Annotated in this window: 16 protein-coding genes; 5 read left to right on the top strand and 11 right to left on the bottom strand. The window is 70.6% G+C overall.

Annotated features, from left to right (window positions below):
• Positions 1 to 224: 224 nt before the first annotated feature.
• The 7 genes from ACFUK0_RS09650 to ACFUK0_RS09620 all read right to left on the bottom strand — a co-directional run bounded on the left by ACFUK0_RS09650 (position 225) and on the right by ACFUK0_RS09620 (position 7,128).
• A complete protein-coding gene (locus ACFUK0_RS09650; RefSeq protein ID WP_380247966.1) occupies positions 225 to 869 on the bottom strand; it encodes a 2'-5' RNA ligase family protein in 645 nt (214 codons plus the stop codon).
• A 267-nt stretch (positions 870 to 1,136) separates the two neighbouring features.
• On the bottom strand, positions 1,137 to 1,775 hold the full coding sequence (locus ACFUK0_RS09645) for a class I SAM-dependent methyltransferase (protein WP_380247964.1): 639 nt from the start codon (positions 1,773 to 1,775) through the stop codon (positions 1,137 to 1,139).
• 109 nt (positions 1,776 to 1,884) lie between these two features.
• A complete protein-coding gene (locus tag ACFUK0_RS09640) occupies positions 1,885 to 2,490 on the bottom strand; it encodes an AAA family ATPase (RefSeq protein ID WP_380248033.1) in 606 nt (201 codons plus the stop codon).
• A 23-nt stretch (positions 2,491 to 2,513) separates the two neighbouring features.
• Positions 2,514 to 3,005, bottom strand: coding sequence for an NUDIX domain-containing protein (locus tag ACFUK0_RS09635; protein ID WP_380247962.1), 492 nt, complete (start codon positions 3,003 to 3,005; stop codon positions 2,514 to 2,516).
• Positions 3,002 to 4,363 (bottom strand): NUDIX domain-containing protein, encoded by a 1,362-nt coding sequence (locus ACFUK0_RS09630; protein WP_380247961.1) that lies wholly within the window; start codon positions 4,361 to 4,363, stop codon positions 3,002 to 3,004. The genes ACFUK0_RS09635 and ACFUK0_RS09630 overlap by 4 nt, the downstream gene beginning before the upstream one ends.
• A 331-nt stretch (positions 4,364 to 4,694) precedes the next feature.
• Positions 4,695 to 6,713, bottom strand: a complete 2,019-nt coding sequence (locus ACFUK0_RS09625; RefSeq protein ID WP_380247959.1) for an ABC transporter ATP-binding protein — start codon at positions 6,711 to 6,713, stop codon at positions 4,695 to 4,697.
• 88 nt (positions 6,714 to 6,801) lie between these two features.
• Positions 6,802 to 7,128, bottom strand: a complete 327-nt coding sequence (locus ACFUK0_RS09620; RefSeq protein WP_380247957.1) for a MazG-like family protein — start codon at positions 7,126 to 7,128, stop codon at positions 6,802 to 6,804.
• Between the two features lie 352 nt (positions 7,129 to 7,480).
• Between ACFUK0_RS09620 and ACFUK0_RS09615 the strand changes: the two genes are divergently transcribed.
• Entirely contained in the window at positions 7,481 to 8,137 is a 657-nt protein-coding gene (locus tag ACFUK0_RS09615) for an SMI1/KNR4 family protein (RefSeq protein WP_380247956.1), read from the top strand.
• A gap of 384 nt (positions 8,138 to 8,521) precedes the next feature.
• Positions 8,522 to 9,577 carry an LLM class flavin-dependent oxidoreductase gene (locus ACFUK0_RS09610; protein WP_380247954.1) on the top strand — a complete coding sequence of 352 codons (1,056 nt, stop codon included), beginning with the start codon at positions 8,522 to 8,524 and terminating at the stop codon, positions 9,575 to 9,577.
• A gap of 3 nt (positions 9,578 to 9,580) precedes the next feature.
• On the opposite strand, the gene ACFUK0_RS09605 is transcribed toward ACFUK0_RS09610, so the two are convergent.
• Together ACFUK0_RS09605 and ACFUK0_RS09600 are read right to left on the bottom strand one after the other, a co-directional pair.
• Positions 9,581 to 10,036, bottom strand: a complete 456-nt coding sequence (locus ACFUK0_RS09605) for a MarR family winged helix-turn-helix transcriptional regulator (RefSeq protein ID WP_380247952.1) — start codon at positions 10,034 to 10,036, stop codon at positions 9,581 to 9,583.
• Positions 10,037 to 10,168: 132 nt separating this feature from the next.
• Positions 10,169 to 10,450 (bottom strand): hypothetical protein, encoded by a 282-nt coding sequence (locus tag ACFUK0_RS09600; RefSeq protein WP_380247951.1) that lies wholly within the window; start codon positions 10,448 to 10,450, stop codon positions 10,169 to 10,171.
• Positions 10,451 to 10,844: 394 nt separating this feature from the next.
• Here ACFUK0_RS09600 and ACFUK0_RS09595 point away from each other — a divergent pair, with 394 nt between their 5' ends.
• Both ACFUK0_RS09595 and ACFUK0_RS09590 read left to right on the top strand, forming a co-directional pair.
• Positions 10,845 to 12,302 carry a hypothetical protein gene (locus ACFUK0_RS09595; RefSeq protein ID WP_380247949.1) on the top strand — a complete coding sequence of 486 codons (1,458 nt, stop codon included), beginning with the start codon at positions 10,845 to 10,847 and terminating at the stop codon, positions 12,300 to 12,302.
• A gap of 324 nt (positions 12,303 to 12,626) precedes the next feature.
• Positions 12,627 to 13,061, top strand: a complete 435-nt coding sequence (locus tag ACFUK0_RS09590; RefSeq protein WP_380247947.1) for a VOC family protein — start codon at positions 12,627 to 12,629, stop codon at positions 13,059 to 13,061.
• Between the two features lie 284 nt (positions 13,062 to 13,345).
• On the opposite strand, the gene ACFUK0_RS09585 is transcribed toward ACFUK0_RS09590, so the two are convergent.
• Positions 13,346 to 14,653, bottom strand: a complete 1,308-nt coding sequence (locus ACFUK0_RS09585) for an MFS transporter (RefSeq protein WP_380247945.1) — start codon at positions 14,651 to 14,653, stop codon at positions 13,346 to 13,348.
• A 96-nt stretch (positions 14,654 to 14,749) separates the two neighbouring features.
• On the opposite strand from ACFUK0_RS09585, the gene ACFUK0_RS09580 reads away from it, so the two are divergent.
• Positions 14,750 to 15,202, top strand: coding sequence for a winged helix-turn-helix transcriptional regulator (locus ACFUK0_RS09580; protein ID WP_380247943.1), 453 nt, complete (start codon positions 14,750 to 14,752; stop codon positions 15,200 to 15,202).
• 1,148 nt (positions 15,203 to 16,350) lie between these two features.
• Here ACFUK0_RS09580 and ACFUK0_RS09575 read toward each other — a convergent pair.
• On the bottom strand, positions 16,351 to 17,373 hold the full coding sequence (locus ACFUK0_RS09575) for a LacI family DNA-binding transcriptional regulator (protein ID WP_380247942.1): 1,023 nt from the start codon (positions 17,371 to 17,373) through the stop codon (positions 16,351 to 16,353).
• Between the last annotated feature and the right edge of the window lie 192 nt (positions 17,374 to 17,565).

Genomic DNA, 17,565 nt, shown 5'->3' with positions numbered 1-17,565 from the left:
CTCGCACCCACTCCACCCGCTGTCGGGCCGATGCTGGGCGACGAGGCCCCGGTCGACCTGCCGGTCTTCCCGGTATTCGTCGAGCCCGGTTCGGCACCGGCGCCGCCGTCGAGTTGACCGGCTTCCCCGTCCACGGGTGGCATCTCCCCGCCGCAGCCGCGAGCAGGCCCTCGCCCGCCGCGAGCAGCCGGGCAGTGGCACAGAAGGACGTCGCTCGGGCTGCTCTAGCTTGCGAGTGGGATGACGGCCACCGGCTCCCACGAGATGTCCCAGCCGGTTTCACCGTCACCGCAGGGGAGTTCGCGGAACCGGACGTCCACGACGTGCAGATTCGCGACATGGAGTGGGGCGTGGCTGGGCGAGATCTGGCGCAGGGCGGTCTGGAGCCGATCGGAATCGCCCTCTCCACGGGCGTAGCCGAGGGACATGTGCGGCCGGCCGCCGTCGTGTTGGAGCGCGGTCGGCCCCCGGACCGCCCGTACTGTTTCACGCACCCGCTCTCGCAACGCCACCAGGCCCTCGTCGGGGTGCAGGTCCAGGAAGGCGCCGAAGCGGTTGGCGATCGGCGAGCCGGCGGTGACCAGCAGGGGTCCGGTGCCCGCCAGTTGCTCCCGCAGCGCGGCAGTCAGCTCGTCGCGCTCAGCGGCGCTGATCCTGTCCGCCGTGGTGTCGGCGATCATCTCGACGGTGCTGTGAAGAAGGCCGTCGGCGAGGACGGAGATCGGAAAGGCGCGCATCGCCTCCCGGCAGGTGTCGGCCAGCCGTGCCAACTCCCGGTCGGAGTCCAGGTCCGGCAGGGCGTAGACGTGCAGGGCGCGGGCGCCGTCGGGCCACGGGCGGCCCTGGAACTTCGGGACGAACCTCTCCATGGTCGGCCTTCTCCGTTCAGTGGTCGGCGGGAGGGCAGCCGTGTGAAGGGCCGAGATCCGCGGGGCGCCCGTACCGAGGTAGCCGGGCCATTCCGTCGGAGGTGGAAGCGGCCCACGGGAGGCTGCCCGGTCCAGGCCGCTGCCACGCCTGACCGACAGGGACGTACTGCGGTCGGCAGGATGACCTCGACCCGCGGGTGCGGTGCACGACGTAGCGGTCGATGTCCACGGTGACCACCCGCCCGCCCTCGCCGGCGACGTGGGCGATCAGCTCGGGGCGTGGCCGGTGGCGGGCCCCTTCTTCTCCACCGCCCTCGTCGCGGTGTGGCACGGGCCGCGCAGGACCACGACCGCGAGGCCGTCCGCCACCAGCCGCTCAGCCGTCTCCCAGCCGACGGTCAGCAGGCCGATCTCGTCCTCGTCCAGCGCGACACTCCGCCGCTCGGCCGGGGTGTCCCCGGCCGGCGGCGTGATCACCACGATCGCGCCGCCGGGCCGCAGCCGCTCCCCGAGGGAACGCAGCACACGGGGCCGGTCGTGGATGAACGCGATCGCCAGGCGCAGGGTGATCAGGTCGTACCCGCCGTCACCGAGTTCGCCGATCTCGCCCGGATCGCCGTGTTCGACGTCGAGGCGCCGCCAGCGGACCCGCACGGCGTCGGTGTGCTCGGCGCGGGCCCGCTCCAGCGCGGCGCCGGCGAGATCGACGGCATCGACCGTGTAACCGGTGGCTGCGAGGTGGACGGCCAGCTCACCCGTGCCGCACCCCACCTCCAACGCCCGACCACCACCCTGCGGAGCGGGAGCGTGCTCGGCGAGCACCTGCCGCTCTCCGTCGCCCAACGGCTGGAACCCCAGGCCGTCGGCGTAGTGCTGCTCCCACTGCTCCTGCGGTACATGGCCCACGATCTTGCTCCTCTTCTGCACGGGTGGCGGCGGTCAGGACGGTGCGCGCGGGGACGTCGGTCGGACCGGGTGCCGGGGTCGCGCGGTCGGCGCCGGTGGTGATGCGAGGTCACGGGCCGGTCGGCGTCGGCGGCTGTCCCGGCGCGTGGCGGTGGGTGTCAGGGAGGTCCAGGTCTTTCATGATCCGTTCGACGCTCGAAGCCAACGTGCTGCCCGCAGGGATGACCTGCTCGATGCCGCCGGGCAGGAGGTCACCGGGCCGGTACCAGTCGCGCAGCTGGGTCTCGCCGTACTCGTCGGCCTGGGGCTTGGTGGCGTGGCGGCGAAGGGTCTCGGCGAAGTCGACGTCGAGGTAGTAGCAGCGGGAGCGGCCCCGGTGGTCGCGGGCCAGGGCTTCGAGCATGTCGCCGTAGTGGTCCGCGTACAGGATCCCTTCGACGATCACGTGGTAGCCGGCATCGAGCGCGTAGCGGGCCACGGTGGAGATCAGGTCGATGTTCGCCGCTCCGGGGACATCGCGTTCCCGCAGTACCGAGCGGCGCATGGTGTCCTGGCCGACGAGCGCGATTCCTCGCCCGTACCGGCGGCGGATCCCGGTGGCGATCGAGGTCTTGCCGGAGCCGGAGTTGCCCCGCAGTACGCACAGCCGCGTCGCCGGCGACCCGACGCTCTCCCGGACGGGGGCCTTTGCGGTGGCTTCCTGGGTTGGCGGCACGGCGGGGTGCGCCGGGGTGGTGTTCAAGCCGGCCATCCGACGGCGGAGACCGCCCGGCCCGCGGCGATCTTGGCGAGGGCGTGCACGGTGTAGGGGACGGTGTCGTCGGGAAGGGCGTCGTCGAGCGGCCACCAGCGCAGTTCGTGGCACTTGTCCGGTTCGCGGTTGGCGACCTGGCCCTGGTAGTGGGCGGGCCGGAAGAACAGTTGGAGCCGGCTGCGGCCGTCGTCGGCGTCCAGGTGGTGGAGGGCGTGGAGGAGGACGAGGTCGTCCTCGGCGATGGTGATGCCCAGTTCCTCCTCGGCCTCGCGGGCCATCGAGCGCAGCACGGATTCGTTCGGTTCCATGTGGCCGGCGGGGGTGTGCCAGTGGTTCTCGGCGTAGGAGGTGTTCCTGCGGCGGCCGAGCAGTACCCTGCCGTCCTCGACCAGGACGAGGTGCACTCCGATGACCAGGGTGGGCGGGCCCGCCGGCGCCCCGGGCACCGGAGTGCGGTGGGTGTCCGCGCGGTTCACGAGGACCTCCGGGCGGCTTCGGCCAGCAGGGGGAGGTAGTGCTGCAGATAGGGCGGGACCTTGAGGCCGAGCACCTCGTCGAGGGGGACCATCCGCACGGCGAGCCCCTCGTCGCCGAGGCGCAGGTCGCTCTCGGGGCCGTCCCAGACGGCGTGCAGGACGCGGGTGAGCGGGGAGACCAGCTCGTGGTGCGGGCCGGGGACGACCCGCAGCCCGGTGATCTGGATCCCGGCTTCCTCCAGGACTTCCCGGGCCGCGTTCTCCTCCGCGCTCTCCTGGCCCTCGCGCCAGCCACCGATCGGGGTCCAGTGCCCCGGCCAGGCGATGCCCGGCTTGTCGTCGCGGTGGTGCATCAGCAGCCGGCCGTGCCGGTCGGTGACGAAGGCCATGATTCCTTCGAACTCGCCCTCCGGGGCGGGGCGTTCCAGGTACAGGGGGATACCGGAGCGGTGGGCGCGCAGGACCTGCAGGAGGCGCTGGTAGCGGGGCGGGGACATCAGGGCGTGCCAGTCGTGGGCGGTCTCGAAGCGCCACTCGGTGTGCTCGTCCGCATCCAGGCGGATCCGGGCCTGCTGCTCGGCGTCGAGGACGCCGCCGTCGAAGACGTAGCCGCAGACCGGTACGGGGTACTCGGTGCCGGCCTGTTCGTGGACGACGGCGACCAGGCGTCGCGGGGCGATCACCTCGGGGTTCTCGGCGGTGAGGTCGAGGCCCAGTTCTTCCTGGGCTTCGCGCAGTGCAGTGGTGAACGGGGACTCGCCGTGCTCGACGTTGCCGCCGGGGAAGTTCCAGACGTCCGGGTTGACGGCCGAGCGCATCCCTAGGACGCGGCCGGCCGGGTCGGTGACCAGGAAGCTGCCGTAGCTCGTGGGCCGGGCGACGGTGGTCAGGTAGCCGCCGACCGGCCGCCAGTTCGGGAGTGCCAGGCGCCGGGTGAGCCACCGGATGACGTCCCGCTGCCCGTCGGCGGTCGGTGGCAGGGCGTCCGGGCTCGCCCACTGGTGGCCGTCGTGCTCCGGAGACAGGGCTACGGGGGTGCCGTCCGGTACGACGGTGGTGAAGACGAACTGCCATGCGCGGCGGCCGTGCTGGTTGGTGAAGTCCAGACTCCGGGCATACTCCAGCGGAAGGCCCGCGAGCCCGGTCTCCTCGGCCAGTTCGCGTGCCGCTCCGGCCGGCACGTCCTCGACCGCCTCGTGGCTGCCGCCCGGGTACTCCCACAACCCGGGCAGGACGTCGTGCGGGGCCCGGCTGATCACCAGGACCCGGCCGGAGGCGTCGCGGACCACGACGCCGACGCCGATCCGTTCGATGCCCTCGCGGGCGGCCTGTGCGGTGAGTACGTCGAAGTCGATCACTGGAGGTGCTCCTCGGTGCTTGGGGAGAGCGGGACCGGGCGATGGGCTCTTGGTCGGGACCGGGCCTTGCGGCCGCAGTCAAGCGGACACCTCCGGGAGGTGCGGAGCCGGCCAATCCGGCTGGTGGGCGGCCTCCAGGTGAGGTGGGGGCCCGCGTCGACGTGCTGGCTGCCGTCCGCGTCCGCTGACGGAGAGCCGGCGATCCGGTCGGCGGAGGTCCCCATAGAGGCCGCGTACTTCGTCTGCGGCGGTGCACAGTTCTTCCCAGGTCGGCATCGGCTTCCTCCGGTCCTGGTGCGGGCAGGCGGGCGCCGGGTGGGCAATGGGCGGTTCAGGTTTGGTCCGGGGCCGTCTCGTTGGCGGGGTCCCGCTGTCCGGGGACCTGGGCGGTGAACTGGGCGGCCTGGAGCAGGTATGCGGCCCGGTAGCCGCCGTCGGGGTCGGCCATGAGTTCGGAGTGCGTTCCGCTTTCGGAGAGGCGTCCTTCGTGCAGGACGTGGATGAGGTCGGCGTCGGCCGTGGCTCCGAGGCGGTGGGTGATCAGGATGACGGTGAGGCCCTGGTCGGCGAGTTCGCGGATACGGGCGAACGCAGCCACTTCCGACTGGGCGTCGAGCGCGGAGGTGGGCTCGTCGGCGATCACGAGGTGGGTGGGGCGTCCGCCGGGTCCGTGGGTGAGGGCCCGGACGTGGGTGCGCGCCGCGCCGACGCGCTGCCACTGGCCGCCGGACAGTTGGACGCCGCCCTGGAAACCGCGGGCAGCGAGGGTGTCCCAGCCGTTGTCCTGGGCCTCGACGACGGGGTGCAGGTCGGCGTAGTCGGCGGCGCCCCTGAGCAGGTCGGGGTCGTCGCCGTGTTCGGGTCGGCCGACCAGGACGTTGGCGCGCAGGGTGAACGGCCAGCGTTGGAAGTCCTGTTCGAGGACGGCGACGGAGGAGAACAGCTGGTCCCGGTCGGCGCCGGCGGTGTCGGCGCCGTCCCACAGGATGCGGCCGGCGTCGGGGAGGTAGAGGCCGCAGAGGACCTTGACGAGGGTGGACTTGCCGGAGCCGTTGTCGCCGACCAGGGCGACGACCTTCCCCCGGGGGATCGTGAGGGTGATGTCGGTCAGGGCCGGGGTGGTGCGGCCGGGGTAGGTGAAGCCGACGCCTTCGAGGGTGATGGTGTCCGGGCGGTGCGGGAGGGTGGCGCCGCCGGTGGGGATGGCGCGGCGCTCGGCCTCCCGCTGGAGGCGTTCCAGGTCGGCGACGAACAGGGCCTCCTCGTACAGGCCGTTGGCGGTGCGGACGAGGGAGGTGACGTCGGTGGCTCCGGTGCGGATGCCGACGACTGCCGTTCCGGCGACGGCGAGGGCCATCTGCCCGTCGTGGACGAGCCAGCCGAGGACGGCGAAGGTCGCGGCGGCGGCCAGCCCGGACAGGGCGGAGGCGAGCAGGGAGGTGGTGGCGGCGGCGCGGGCGAGGCGGTTCTGCTCCTGTTCGGAGGCTTCGGCCATCGCGGTGTAGTGGCCGAGGATGAACGGGCCGATGGCGTGGACGCGGACCTCGGGCGCGGAGTGCGGCTGGGTGATCAGCTGGGCGAGGAGTGCGGAGGCCCGGTGGTGCTGGAGCCAGGCCATCATCGAGCCGTAGCGGCGCCGGGCGGAGCGCACCGCGCCCCAGCCCTTCGGGGCCGCGATCAGCACCAGCATCGGCATCAGCACCGGGTCGAGGGTGAGCAGGACGCCGCCGGCGGCGACCAGGCCGAGCAGGGCGGTGAGGACGGCGATGCTCTGGCTGATGAGGCGCCGCACCGCCGCGGTGCCGAACCGGGCGGACTCCAGCAGTCGGCTGAAGTCCGGGTCCTCCAGGGAGGCCAGCTCCACCCTGGCCGCTCGGCGCAGGAAGGCGACGGTGGCCGCCCGTTCGGTCTTCGGTTCCAGCCTGCCGCCCGCCCAGGCGGAGGCGACGCCCAGCAGGGCGGAGAGGGCGGAGGCGCCGCCGACGGCGAGCGCGGCGGGCAGGGCCGCACGCAGCAGTTGGTCCGTGCTGCCGGAGGCGAACAGGGAGGCGAGGGCACGGTTGGTGGCCAGTAGCCCGAACGCGGCGGCCAGGGCGCGGCCGATCTCGGCGACGGCGATGACGACCAGGGCGGTGCGGTCGGCGTGCCAGGCGAGGTGCAGGGCGGTGCGGAGCATGCCCGGGATCTGACGGGCGACCGCGAGGAAGCTGATCCTGAGCATGGTCTGCTCGTGGGAGGTGAAGGCGTAGTCGTAGCGCAGCCGGCCGCCGAACAGGAACTGCTCGCTGTCGGAGACGCTCTCGTCGGTCACGGGTTCGTCGGTCACGGGCTCGCTCGGGCGGGTCTTCAAGCGCTCTCCTCGACTGTGCGGACGCTGCGGGCCGGGCGGTGTACGGTGCCCGGCGGCGGATGTTCACCTCGGATCTGCGTCCGGTTGCTCAGGCGGTGCTGCTGTCCTTCGTGTCGCGGGCGGCGACCGAGCGCAGGTGCTCCTCGAAGAACCGGCGGGGGTCGCCGCCCATCCGGGCGAGCATCACCAGGGCGGACAGTGCTACGTCGCAGGTCTCCTTGCGCACGTCGTCCCAGTCGTGGGAGAAGCCCTTGCGGGGGTTGGCACCGAGCGCCCCGATGACGGCTTCCGCGACTTCTCCGGCCTCCTCCTGGAGCTTGAGGGCCTGTACGGTCCAGCGCAGCTCATCGCTGCGGTCGAAGTGGGTATCGAGCTTGACAGCAAGGGAGTTGACGAGCTCCCAGGTCTCTTCCATGAGTGAGGATCCTGCCCCTGTTCGAATGGAGCGATCAAGCCGACCGGTAATCTGGCGGTTCCCGGCGAGCCCAGCCCTTTTCGATTTCCGGGGACGCTGCGGCCGCATCCGCGCCGAAGGCCCGGACCCGTCGTCCGCCTGCTCATGGTGGTCGACCGACGCTGCGGGGTGTCGAACTCTGTTGATCCTGTCCATCGGGTCCTGGCACGATCGACCGGTGACCAATCCTGGCAGTGCAGACCTGTCGGCTGTGATGCTGCTCGGTCTTCCTGTCGACCGGACTCCGGCCTGTGGTCGGGCCCGCAATGGGTGGAGGCCGTAGGTGTCGGGGTCGGAGGTGAGCTGGCAGGGGGTGCGTGAACAGGTCCTCGCTCTGCGGGGGGCGCCGTTCCCGGAGAAGGTCTTCGGTGTCCGTCGGCAGGGGTCGGGGCACGAGTTCCTGCTGGAACCCACGCTGAGCGAGGCCGAGGTGGCCGACGCCGAGAGGGAACTCGGCTGCGCCCTGCCTTCCGTCTATCGCACCTTCCTGTTGGAGGTGGGTGCGGGCGGAGCCGGACCGCACTACGGGATCTTTCCCCTCCGGCGTGACGCTCAGGGGTGGCACTGGGCCGAGGGCAAGGGAATCCGCAGTGACAACGCCCTTCTGGGGGAGGTGTTCCCGACGGCGGCGGAGCGCGCCCGATGGGAGGAGGAGCTGAACGCACGCGAGCCTGCCGAGCAGGATTTTCCAGATGATCAGTCCTATCGCGCCGCGTTCCGCGCCTGGGACGACGAGTGGGAGAAGCTGCAGGACTCGATGACCGCAGGCGCGGTCTGTCTCAGCCACAAGGGATGCGGCTACTTCGTCTGGCTTGTTGTCACCGGGCCGGAGCGCGGCACTCTCTGGACCGACCTCCGGGCAGCCAACGGCACCCTTGAACCGCTCTCGGCCGGACCGCACCGCGTGGACTTTCGCAGCTGGTACCTGGACTGGCTGTCCCGGGCGGCCGGCCAGGCGCATTCTGCCTGAGTCACGGAGGGCTGACGAGGAGGCCGGCGGGCTGAATGCGGCCCCGGGTGTCCGTGGCCCTGGAGCCGTGGCTCTGACTGCCGGGGATCTGCGTGAACGCTGCTGTGTGATCTTCCGGACTGGCGGAGAGCACGTTGCTCCGGGCATCGATGGGGCGCAGGCGGTGGGTGAACGGCTTCACCGCGAGTCGATCCGTGATCGGTGCGAGTGCGACATCACTGACTCCCGGTCTCTCCCGGGCGCCTGGCGGGCACGGCCCCGTGTCGTACCCGCCGGGGGAGTCGCACGAACGGGACGGGGCGCGGTTCTGACCGGGCGGCGTCTTGACGTGGGGGACCATCTCATTCAGAGTTCACATGTGAACCCAAGGGGAGGGGTGCGGTCGTGAAATTCCTGGCCAGTACGTTGGTTCCCAAGAAGAGCAGGGGGCTGGCAAGCCCGCCGCTCAGTCGGACGGAGCGGTTCGCGGAGCTGATCGATCTCGCGCTGTGGGCCGAGCGGGTGGGGTACGACGCGTTCGGGGTCGGCGAGCGGCACAACCCGGAGCTGCTGTCGGCGTCACCTGCGGTGATCCTGTCGAACATCGCCGCCCGGACGACTCGGATCCGCCTCGTCACCACCGTCGCGGTGCTGTCGCTCACCGATCCCGTCCGCTCCGCCGAGGACTACGCCACGCTCGACCATCTCAGCGGCGGACGGCTCGACCTGATCATCGGCAAGGGCGGCGACGCGGTCGCGCCGAGCGTCTTCGGCGTCGACCCGGCCGACCTGTGGGACCGGCTGGAGGAGGGCTACGAGCTGCTCCGGCGGCTGTGGCGGGAGGAGACGGTCACCTGGGAGGGCCGCTACCGTCCGAAGCTGACCGAGGCGTCCCTCGAACCCCGGCCGCTCCAGCAGCCGGCACCCCGGGTGTGGCACGGTTCGGCCACCGACAGGCGTTCCACCGAGCTGGCGGCCCGCTGGGGGGACCCGCTGTACTCGGCCAACGGCATGGACCGGGTCGACCACTACCTGGACCTGGTCGCCCACTACCGCGAGCGGCTCGCCTTCCACGGCCACGATCCCGACACCGCGCTGGTCGCCGTGGGCGTGCACTCACCCGTCATCACCGACCGCTCGCAGGACGCCCTGGCGATCGCGCGGCCGATGTTCGAGGCCTCGGTCGCCGAGCACTACCGCGTCCGCGCCCGGTTCCCGTTCGAGTCCCTGGAGGACTTCGTGGAGAACGGATCCGCACTCGTCGGTACCGCCGAGCAGGTCACCGAGAAGCTCCTCGGCCTGCAACGGAAGTTCGGCAACCAGGTGTTCGGCGTCGGGGTGGAGGGGTTCTTCTCGACCTACACGACCGAACTGGCCGTCACCCGCGGCTACCTCGAACGGTTCTTCGCCGACGTCGCCCCCGTCCTGCGGGCCGAGATCCCCACCACCGTCTGGGAGTGATCCTCAGCCCGGCGGGGCGCGGCGCACATGGGCGCGGATCTTGTCGGAGATGGTGATGAGCCCCTCCACCTCGTCCGCGCTGAGAGCACCGACCAGCTCCTCCCGGATGTGCCGGGCCCGGTACGCCTGCGCCCGGCGGAACACCGACAGGCCGTGCGGGGTGAGGGACACCGCCGTGGCGCGGGCGTCGCCGGGCACCGGCCCCCGCGCCACCAGATCGCGCTGCTCCATGCGTCCGACGTGCTGGTGGAGCCGGCTCTTGCCGAACATCAGCGTCTTCGCCAGTTCGAACGCGCGCAGCGTGTGGCCCTCGGCGTTGCCCAGTGCGTCCAGAACCTGCCAGTCCGGCTCGGACAGCCCGGTGTCCTGCTGGAGCCTGCGGGTCAGTACCTGCCACAGCTCGACGTCCATGTGGAAGAAGGCGTCCCACAGTGCCCGTTCGCGCTCTCGCTGCCGCATGGCTCCACACTGTACCGAGCCGCCGGTCGGAGCGCGTCGGCCGGCTCGGCCGTGAACGTCACCAGGCCCTCCCGGACCTCAGCCATGCCGCCGGCCGTCACACCCTGGTTCTGAGGAGGACGGACACGCCGCTCACCACGGCTTGGGCGGTACGTCCTCATGGCGTGCCTGGCCACCCGGCGGCGGCAGAGGTGAATTGAAGGTGAGGTCCCTCCCCTGGACCACCGTGCCGTACTGGTGACCACCACTGATGCTGTTGTGCACGTCACCGTCGCCGGTGCGCACCAGCTTCGCCCGCTCGTGCCACTGCTGGAGTCCCGTGCGGAAGTCCGCGTCCAGGGCGGCGCGCACTGCCAGGACGGTGCTCAGCAACTGCCCCCGTGCTGGATCGGCCGGCGCCTGCTCCAGGGCCACCAGCTCCGCCTCCCCGGAACTGACCGCCGGTGTTCCTGCATCATCGGCAGTGGCCGACCCGCGCCTGAACGGCCGGTGGACCAGCGCGCTCAGCCCGCTCCAGGCCTGTCGGCCTATCTCGCCGCCGGCGCCCCCCGCCAGCGCTGCCAGAAGCCCCACCGAAACCGGATCCACTTCGTACCCCCATGGATGAAAGCACCAGTGGCAGACACACTACGGCAGCCTCAGGTGTGCTGACAGTCAGTCAGTATGTCACGGGGAGAAGTACCGAGCCGGCCGTGTTCCGCGGCTACCGGCCACCCGGAGGGCGGCTGGAGGGCGGCTGGGGGGCTTCCCTTTTCGGATGGAGGGCTGCACTGTGGTCGGCGCGGATCTGTCAGGCGGGGTGGGTGGTTTGGACAATCAGCGCGACACGCATAACAAGATCATCGACAGCACGATCCACGGCAACGTGATCATGGGGGGCGTCGTCTCGCTGCTGGCGGGGCCGAAACGGACCCTGCGCCTGCTGGTGGCCGTGGTATGCGTGATGGCCCTGGTGGGCGCCGGTGCCACGTACTGGGCACTGCAGTCGACGGAGGGGGGCATCGGGCCGGAACTCAGCGCCCGCTACGACCCCGAGCGTGGAGATCCGGGCGCCACCGCGGTCATCCCCAGGGCCGTCAAACCGGCGGATCTTCCCGCTGTCGACGGCTGCAGTGCCGTCCGGACATGGTCGCACACGCAGGGTGGCACAGATGTCGGAGCGTCGCCGCTCTCGGTCTCGATGGTCGGCAACGGCCACACCGTGGTGGTCGAACAGGTGCGGGCGACGGTCGTGGGCGAGCCCCGCGACCCGCTGCCCGGCACGGTCGTGAGCTGCGCCGGGCAGGGGGTGGGCAAGAGGATCGACATGGGCGTCGACCTCGACTCCACCGACCCGATCGCGCTGATCGGGGCTGCCGGACCGGTGTCGTTCGCCCCGTACTTCACTGACAAGTACGTCTACCTGGAGAACCAGAAGCCCGAACTCCTCAGCCTCACCGTCCTCGCGACCCGGCGCAGCTACGACTACGTGCTCACGGTCGAGGGTTCGGTCGACGGCAAGCACCGCACCTGGACGCTGAAGGACGGTGACCGCCCGTTCCACGTCTCCGGGGTGCGACCGGAACGCGGCACCGAGCTGGCCACGCAGGGGAACGGCTGGCAGACCACCTACGGCACGGGCTCCGGCGAACGCATCCGGTGCAATCCCTGCTTCGACCAGGACGAGCAGGAGATCCCGGGCACCTCCGTCGCCGCCGCACCGACCGGCTACACCTTCACCTCCGCACCGGGAGCCGAACTGGGGGAGTTCCCGGCCCCTTCCAAGGAGCGACCGTCGGCGACCACGCCGCCGTTGACGGTCGACGACCACGACGCGGAGTCCGTCGCGATCGCCTGGGCGGTCACCTCGGGCAGCTTCGACGCATCCCATGGCGACACCGGTCCGGCTGCCGTCCTGGGCCGGGTCCGTCGGTATCTGACGCCCGAACTGTACGCAGCCGGCGGTGGGTTGAACGCATGCTCGGCGGACGGCTCGGCCTGGCCAGCCGAACTGACTGAGCGTCAGGGCTGGTCGGTGGTCCTGCAAGCCACGGCGACGCCATCCCAGGACCAGACCGATCCGCACGACCTCGCCGCCGATGTGGTCGAGTTGGAGGTCCCCGTCTACTGCGCCCATCTCGCCGAGGACGGCTGGTTCCAGCGACCCAAGGCACTCACTGCCAGTGTGCGGCTGCACCGTCAGCCCGATGGCCGCTACCTGATCTCCGACATCGGCAAGACGGAGTACACCTTTCCGGCGCTCATCGACCCGTCGCTGCAACCCTGAGGGGCCCGCCGCGGTCACCGACCGCGCCGCCCGGCGGGCCGAGGAGCTCGCTGCCACCGAGGCCCGGGGGCCCGGAGGACCTGCGCGCTGGTCATCCTGGACAGCCTGTGCGCCCGTAGCAGTGAGAAGGTCTTGAGACCTTCCCTGTGCGGCGGCATGGGGAGGCTTCTCGGGCGGGCCCATCTGTTCTGCCGTCACCTCTCCCTGCATCCCGGGGAAACCTCGGACTGCATGACATGGCAGCGGACGGCAGGGGCCGTCCTCCCGGCAACGTGTGCGGACCATCGCACGGGGAGACGAATGCGCGCCTGCTATGGTGCGCCGATGTCAACGATCAAGCAGTTCCAAGTGACCTTCGACTGCGCGGAACCGGCGCGTCTCGCCGGCTTCTGGTGTGAGGTGCTGGGGTACGTCGTCCCTCCGGTCCCGACGGGGTTCGCCACCTGGGAGGAGCACCATCGCTCACTGCCGCCCGAGGACCAGGTGGTCTACTTCGCGTGCAGTGACCCCTCGGGTGTGGGACCTCGCCTGCTCTTCCAGCGCGTTCCCGAGGGGAAGGTCGTCAAGAACAGGCTGCATCTCGACGTGCGGGCCGGCACCGGACTCGTGGGCGAGCAGCGCCTGGCCGTGCTGGAAGCCGAATGCGCACGCCTGGTCGCGCTTGGTGCGGTGCATGTGCGAACGATGCGCGCCGACGGTGAGAACGAGTCCTGCATTGTGATGCAGGACATCGAGGGCAACGAGTTCTGTCTCGACTGAGGGTCCTCGGGGCAGCCGGGTGGGAATGATGAGGCGCCATGGCTCTGCCCGCAGTTCCGTGAGGGTCTGATGTCACGGGCGACGGATGTTCGAGGTAGGCGTCCCGGCGGTGAGCATGACCGTGTGCCCGCCCGGCGACTGGCCGACCAGGACGGGACGCCGAAGGGCACGTTGCGACGAACGCCCTGTGGGGAGGCGACTTGGTCGTGGTGACCTCGCAGTCGCCGATCGCCCGGAGGCGGCCGGCGAAGTGCAGGGGACGGCCGGCCGCAGCGGGAGAGCGGCTACGACTCCGACGCGTGGTCGTACGTCGGCGAGCCGGTGGAGGCCCCGGAGCTGTGAGAGGCCACTTCGGCGGCGGGGTCCGGGGTGCTGTGTCGCGTGAACGCCCACAGGAGGAGCCCGAGGCAGCTGAACGCGGCCCCCAGCGCGCAGACGGCGCCCCAGCCGGCCGCTGCGTAGAGGGAGGTGGCGGTGATGGCGCCGGTGCCGCTGCCGATCGAGTAGAAGACCATGTATCCGCCGATCAGCCGGCTGCCCGCGTCCGGGTGCAGCCCGTAGATCAGGGTCTGGTTGGTGACGTGGACCGCCTGTACGGCGAGGTCGAGAAGGATCACCCCGACGAGCAGGGCCCAGAGCGAGTTGCGGATGAAGGCCAACGGCAGCCAGGAGACGGCGAGCAGTGCCAGGGCGATGCCGGTGGTTTGGCGGGAGAGTCCGCGGTCGTTGAGACGGCCGGCCGCGGACGCGGCCAGGGCGCCGGCGGCACCCGCCAGCCCCAGCGCCCCGATCGCGCTGTGGGACCAGAAGTACGGGGCCTCGCTGAGCGGCAGCGCGATGCTGCTCCAGAGGGTGCTGAAGGCTGCGAAGATCAGCAGACCGAGCAGGCCCCGGAGCCGCAGAAGTCGTTCCTGTGCGAAGAGGGTGACCGTGGAGCGGAGGAGCCGGCCGTAGGGCAGGGTCGTCGGCGGAGCACTGCTGTGGCGAGGCAGCACTCGGTACATGACCAGGGCCAGCAGGGCGGTGAGTGACGCCGAGGCGAGGTAGACGCAGCGCCAGCCCGCGAGGTCGGCCACGAGGCCGGACGCGGTGCGGGCGAGCAGGATGCCGACCACCACTCCGCTGGTGACCAGGCCGACCACCCGCCCGCGTTCGGCGGGAGGGGCCAGTGACGCCGCGAAGGCCACCAGCGTTTGCGTGACGACTGCGAGAAGCCCTGTCGCGGCGATGCCCGCGAGGAGGATCGCCGCCGTTCGAGCGGTGGCGACCACGGCCAGCGCCAGCACCAGGAGCAGCAACTGGGCCACGATGAGCCGTCTGCGGTCGGCCGTGTCGCCGAGTGGCACGAGGAGGAAGAGCCCCAGTCCGTATCCGACATGCGTGAGGGTGACCACGCTGCCGACGAGTGCCGGGCTCATGGCGAGGTCGTGGCCCATGGTCACCAGGAGCGGCTGGGAGAAGTAGACGTTGGCGACCGCGGCCCCACAGGCGACGGCGAACAGCATGACGACGCCACGGGATGGGACGAGCGCAAGACCTTCGCCGCCCCGGGGCTCGGTCCGTCGTGTCAAAGCCTCACCATGGCCGGGCATCGGCACTCCTCCGCCTATCTGGTTTCATCTTGCTACCAGTGGTGACGGTAAGCCTTTTGGTAGCATGTTGCAACCGCTATGAGAGTGAGGCATGCCATGGTGACCAGGACGCGCTTCGACGACAGCGAATGCCCCGTCGCCCGGTCGGTGGACGCGATCGGCGACTGGTGGTCCCTGCTGATCGTCCGGGACGCCTTCGACGGCAGCCGGCGCTTCGGGGAGTTCCAGCGCAGCCTCGGCGTCGCGAAGAACATCCTCACCGCGCGCCTGCGCACCCTGGTCGCCGGCGGCATCCTCGAAGCCGTCCCCGCCTCGGACGGCAGCGCCTACCGCGAGTACGTACTGACCCCCAAGGGCAAGGCGCTCTTCCCCGTCATCGTGGCCCTGCGGCAGTGGGGCGAAGAGAACTTCTTCGCCCCCGGCGAACCTCACTCCCAGTTGGTCGACCGCCGACAGGAGCACCGCCTCCGCCCACTGGAAGTGCTCTCTGCGGACGGGCGACGGCTGAATCCCGACGACACCGTGGTCCACAAGGTCTCCACCCGGTGAGCCGTACGACCATGACGACAAGGAACAGCAGCGGCCGTTGGAGGGCGGCGCAACCGGCGCGAGGTCGCCGGCGCACGGCGACAAAGTCGCGGTAGGAGGACCTCCGATCGGCGTCGCGGGCGCGCAGGCATTCGCCGGTAGGCGCGCGGTGACAGCCACGTCCGACACCGCAGATGTACGGCATAGGCCTCCCGTTTCAGCGGGACATCACTGATACGCGCGTTCGTATCAGTAGGCCATCGAGCTTCTGGCCCACCGTCACGTGGGCGCCCGTCGGCAGGCTCTGACCGGGGAGCTGATCACTGTGATGAGAGGGCGAGCCCGGCCACCGCATCCGTCGGTCATTGTGGGTGGACGACCTGGACCGCCAGATGCGGCCAGGCCGTGGCCAGGCGCGAGAGGCGTCCCGTCGGGATGGAGAACGACGACGCAGCGTCCTCCGCCGTTGCCCAACGCTTCGTCGGCGGCATGGGCAAGGACCTCGAGGACGAGGTGTCAGGGTCCATCCGGAGCGAACTCCGCGGGACTCTGCCCGATACGCGTCAGATGATCCTCATCAACGACGCCGGACCAATCGTGTGTCGTGTTCACCCGCGAAGTCCTCGATACGTCCACCAGGCAAGTATCGCGCCTGGCGATGACGGCCCTGGGGCCGTTCCCCTGACTGGCGGCCGTTCACGGAACTCGTGCTGATCGGTAGTAACGGAACTTGATGCCGGGGTGACGCATCGATCCTCGGCGCGAAAGTCTCGACCATGGCGTCAGGCTGCCGGCCGAGTTCCTCGACCATATCGAGCAGCGACTGCAGACTCTGGGAGAGCTTGCACGGGACGGCTCATGGTGGCGCCAGAAAGCTGCCAGGACGTGAGGCCCGCTGCACTCGCCTGCTCGACCTCGTCGTCGCGACGGGCCCGAAGCTCGTTGCCGCAGTCCCCGCATGACTACGTGGTGCCTACCCTGCCGGAGTGTCCCGGCTGGCCCGTTCTTGTCTTCAGATGATGATTGAAGGGGGATGGAGGTGGCCGCGTCAAGAGGGTTGACGTGACCGTTTTGGGGTGTGGACGCGGCGCGGCCACTGCCGTGGCTTCAAGAGCTTGAAGCCACGGCAGTGGCTGCAGTCGCTCATCGGGCGGGCGGCGTCCGGGACTTCAGGGCGTCGGCACCGGGCCCGTCGAGCCGCGGACGATGAGTTCGGTGGCGAGTTCGACGTGCAGGGTCTCGACCGCGTGGCCGTCCATCAGGCGCATCAGCAGGCTGACGGCCATCCGGCCGAGTTCTCCCAGTGGCTGGCGGACGGTGGTGAGCATCGGCACGGTGCTGCTGCTGAGGTAGACGTCGTCGAACCCCGCGATCGACAGGTCCTCGGGGACCCGCAGTCCTCGTTCGTACGCCGCGCGGAGCGCGCCCACGGCGGCCTTGTCGTTGAACGTGACCAGGGCGGTGGGCCGATCGGGCAGGTCGAGCAGGTGGGCTGCGGTGCTGTGCCCCCAGTCGGAGGTCGGCTCGATGCTGCTGCACAGCTCCGGCGAGGGCAGGACACCCACCTCCGCGAGGGCGGAGGCGTGGCCGGCCAGGCGCGACTGGCTGGCCAGCCAGTCCTCGGGGCCCCCGATCATCCCGATGCGCCGGTGCCCGAGGGAGACCAGGTGGGCGGTGACGCTTCGCGCGCCGGAGAAGTGCGCGGCGGACACGGCGGCGATGTCGCGCGGCAGCGGGGTGCGGGGGTCGATCACCACGAACGGGAAGTCCTGCTGCCGGAGGGCCTTGAGATCGCGCGCCGGCTCGGGCGGAAGGATTAGGATCGCGCCCCCCAGCTGCGCCCGGTCCGGCAGCCCGGCCAGGACCTCCGAGGGCCGTATCGCGTCCCCGGCGTTGAGGATCACCTGCCGCTCGTGCAGCTCCAGGGTTTCGGCGACCGCGGAGACGATGATCCCGAAGTAGTCGGTGAGCAGGTAGGGGCAGCGCACCAGCACGTCCCGGCCGGGCCGCCCGGAGTGCCGGGCGCGCGCCTGCGGCGTGCCGAGCCGCGCCATCGCCCCCTCCACGGCCTCGCGGGTCTCCGTGCTCACGGTCGTCTGCCCGTTCATCACCCGGGAAACGGTCGCGATCGAAACGCCCGCCGCCGTGGCGATGTCCCGCACCGTCACCTTCGATGACCTCGGCCTACCCATTTGTTTCATCCTTTTGTTTCAGGACGGCAACGCCATCGTTCGGCAATCTCCGTGTAACTCAAGCGTTCGATCGCTTGACACTACGGCAGTCAGGTCGTTTCCTATGACCCACCGAGAAAAAGCACACGCATTTGTTACATATTGTTTCATCGGGTTCTGTCCCAGACCCATTCGCGTGGCCAATCCAATTCG

The organism is Kitasatospora sp. NPDC057223 (genome assembly GCF_042669755.1).
Taxonomy (GTDB): domain Bacteria; phylum Actinomycetota; class Actinomycetes; order Streptomycetales; family Streptomycetaceae; genus Kitasatospora.
The sequence above is the reverse complement of the archived record's forward strand: the minus strand, read 5'-3'. Positions and strand labels throughout refer to the sequence as shown.

Coding starts and splice junctions, on each gene's coding strand:
- ACFUK0_RS09650 (WP_380247966.1), bottom strand. CDS start 869: ATGGAGAGGTTCGTCCCGAAGTTCCAGGGCCGCCCGTGGCCCGACGGC.
- ACFUK0_RS09575 (WP_380247942.1), bottom strand. CDS start 17,373: ATGGGTAGGCCGAGGTCATCGAAGGTGACGGTGCGGGACATCGCCACG.
- ACFUK0_RS09620 (WP_380247957.1), bottom strand. CDS start 7,128: ATGGAAGAGACCTGGGAGCTCGTCAACTCCCTTGCTGTCAAGCTCGAT.
- ACFUK0_RS09580 (WP_380247943.1), top strand. CDS start 14,750: ATGGTGACCAGGACGCGCTTCGACGACAGCGAATGCCCCGTCGCCCGG.
- ACFUK0_RS09590 (WP_380247947.1), top strand. CDS start 12,627: ATGTCAACGATCAAGCAGTTCCAAGTGACCTTCGACTGCGCGGAACCG.
- ACFUK0_RS09605 (WP_380247952.1), bottom strand. CDS start 10,036: ATGCGGCAGCGAGAGCGCGAACGGGCACTGTGGGACGCCTTCTTCCAC.
- ACFUK0_RS09585 (WP_380247945.1), bottom strand. CDS start 14,653: ATGCCCGGCCATGGTGAGGCTTTGACACGACGGACCGAGCCCCGGGGC.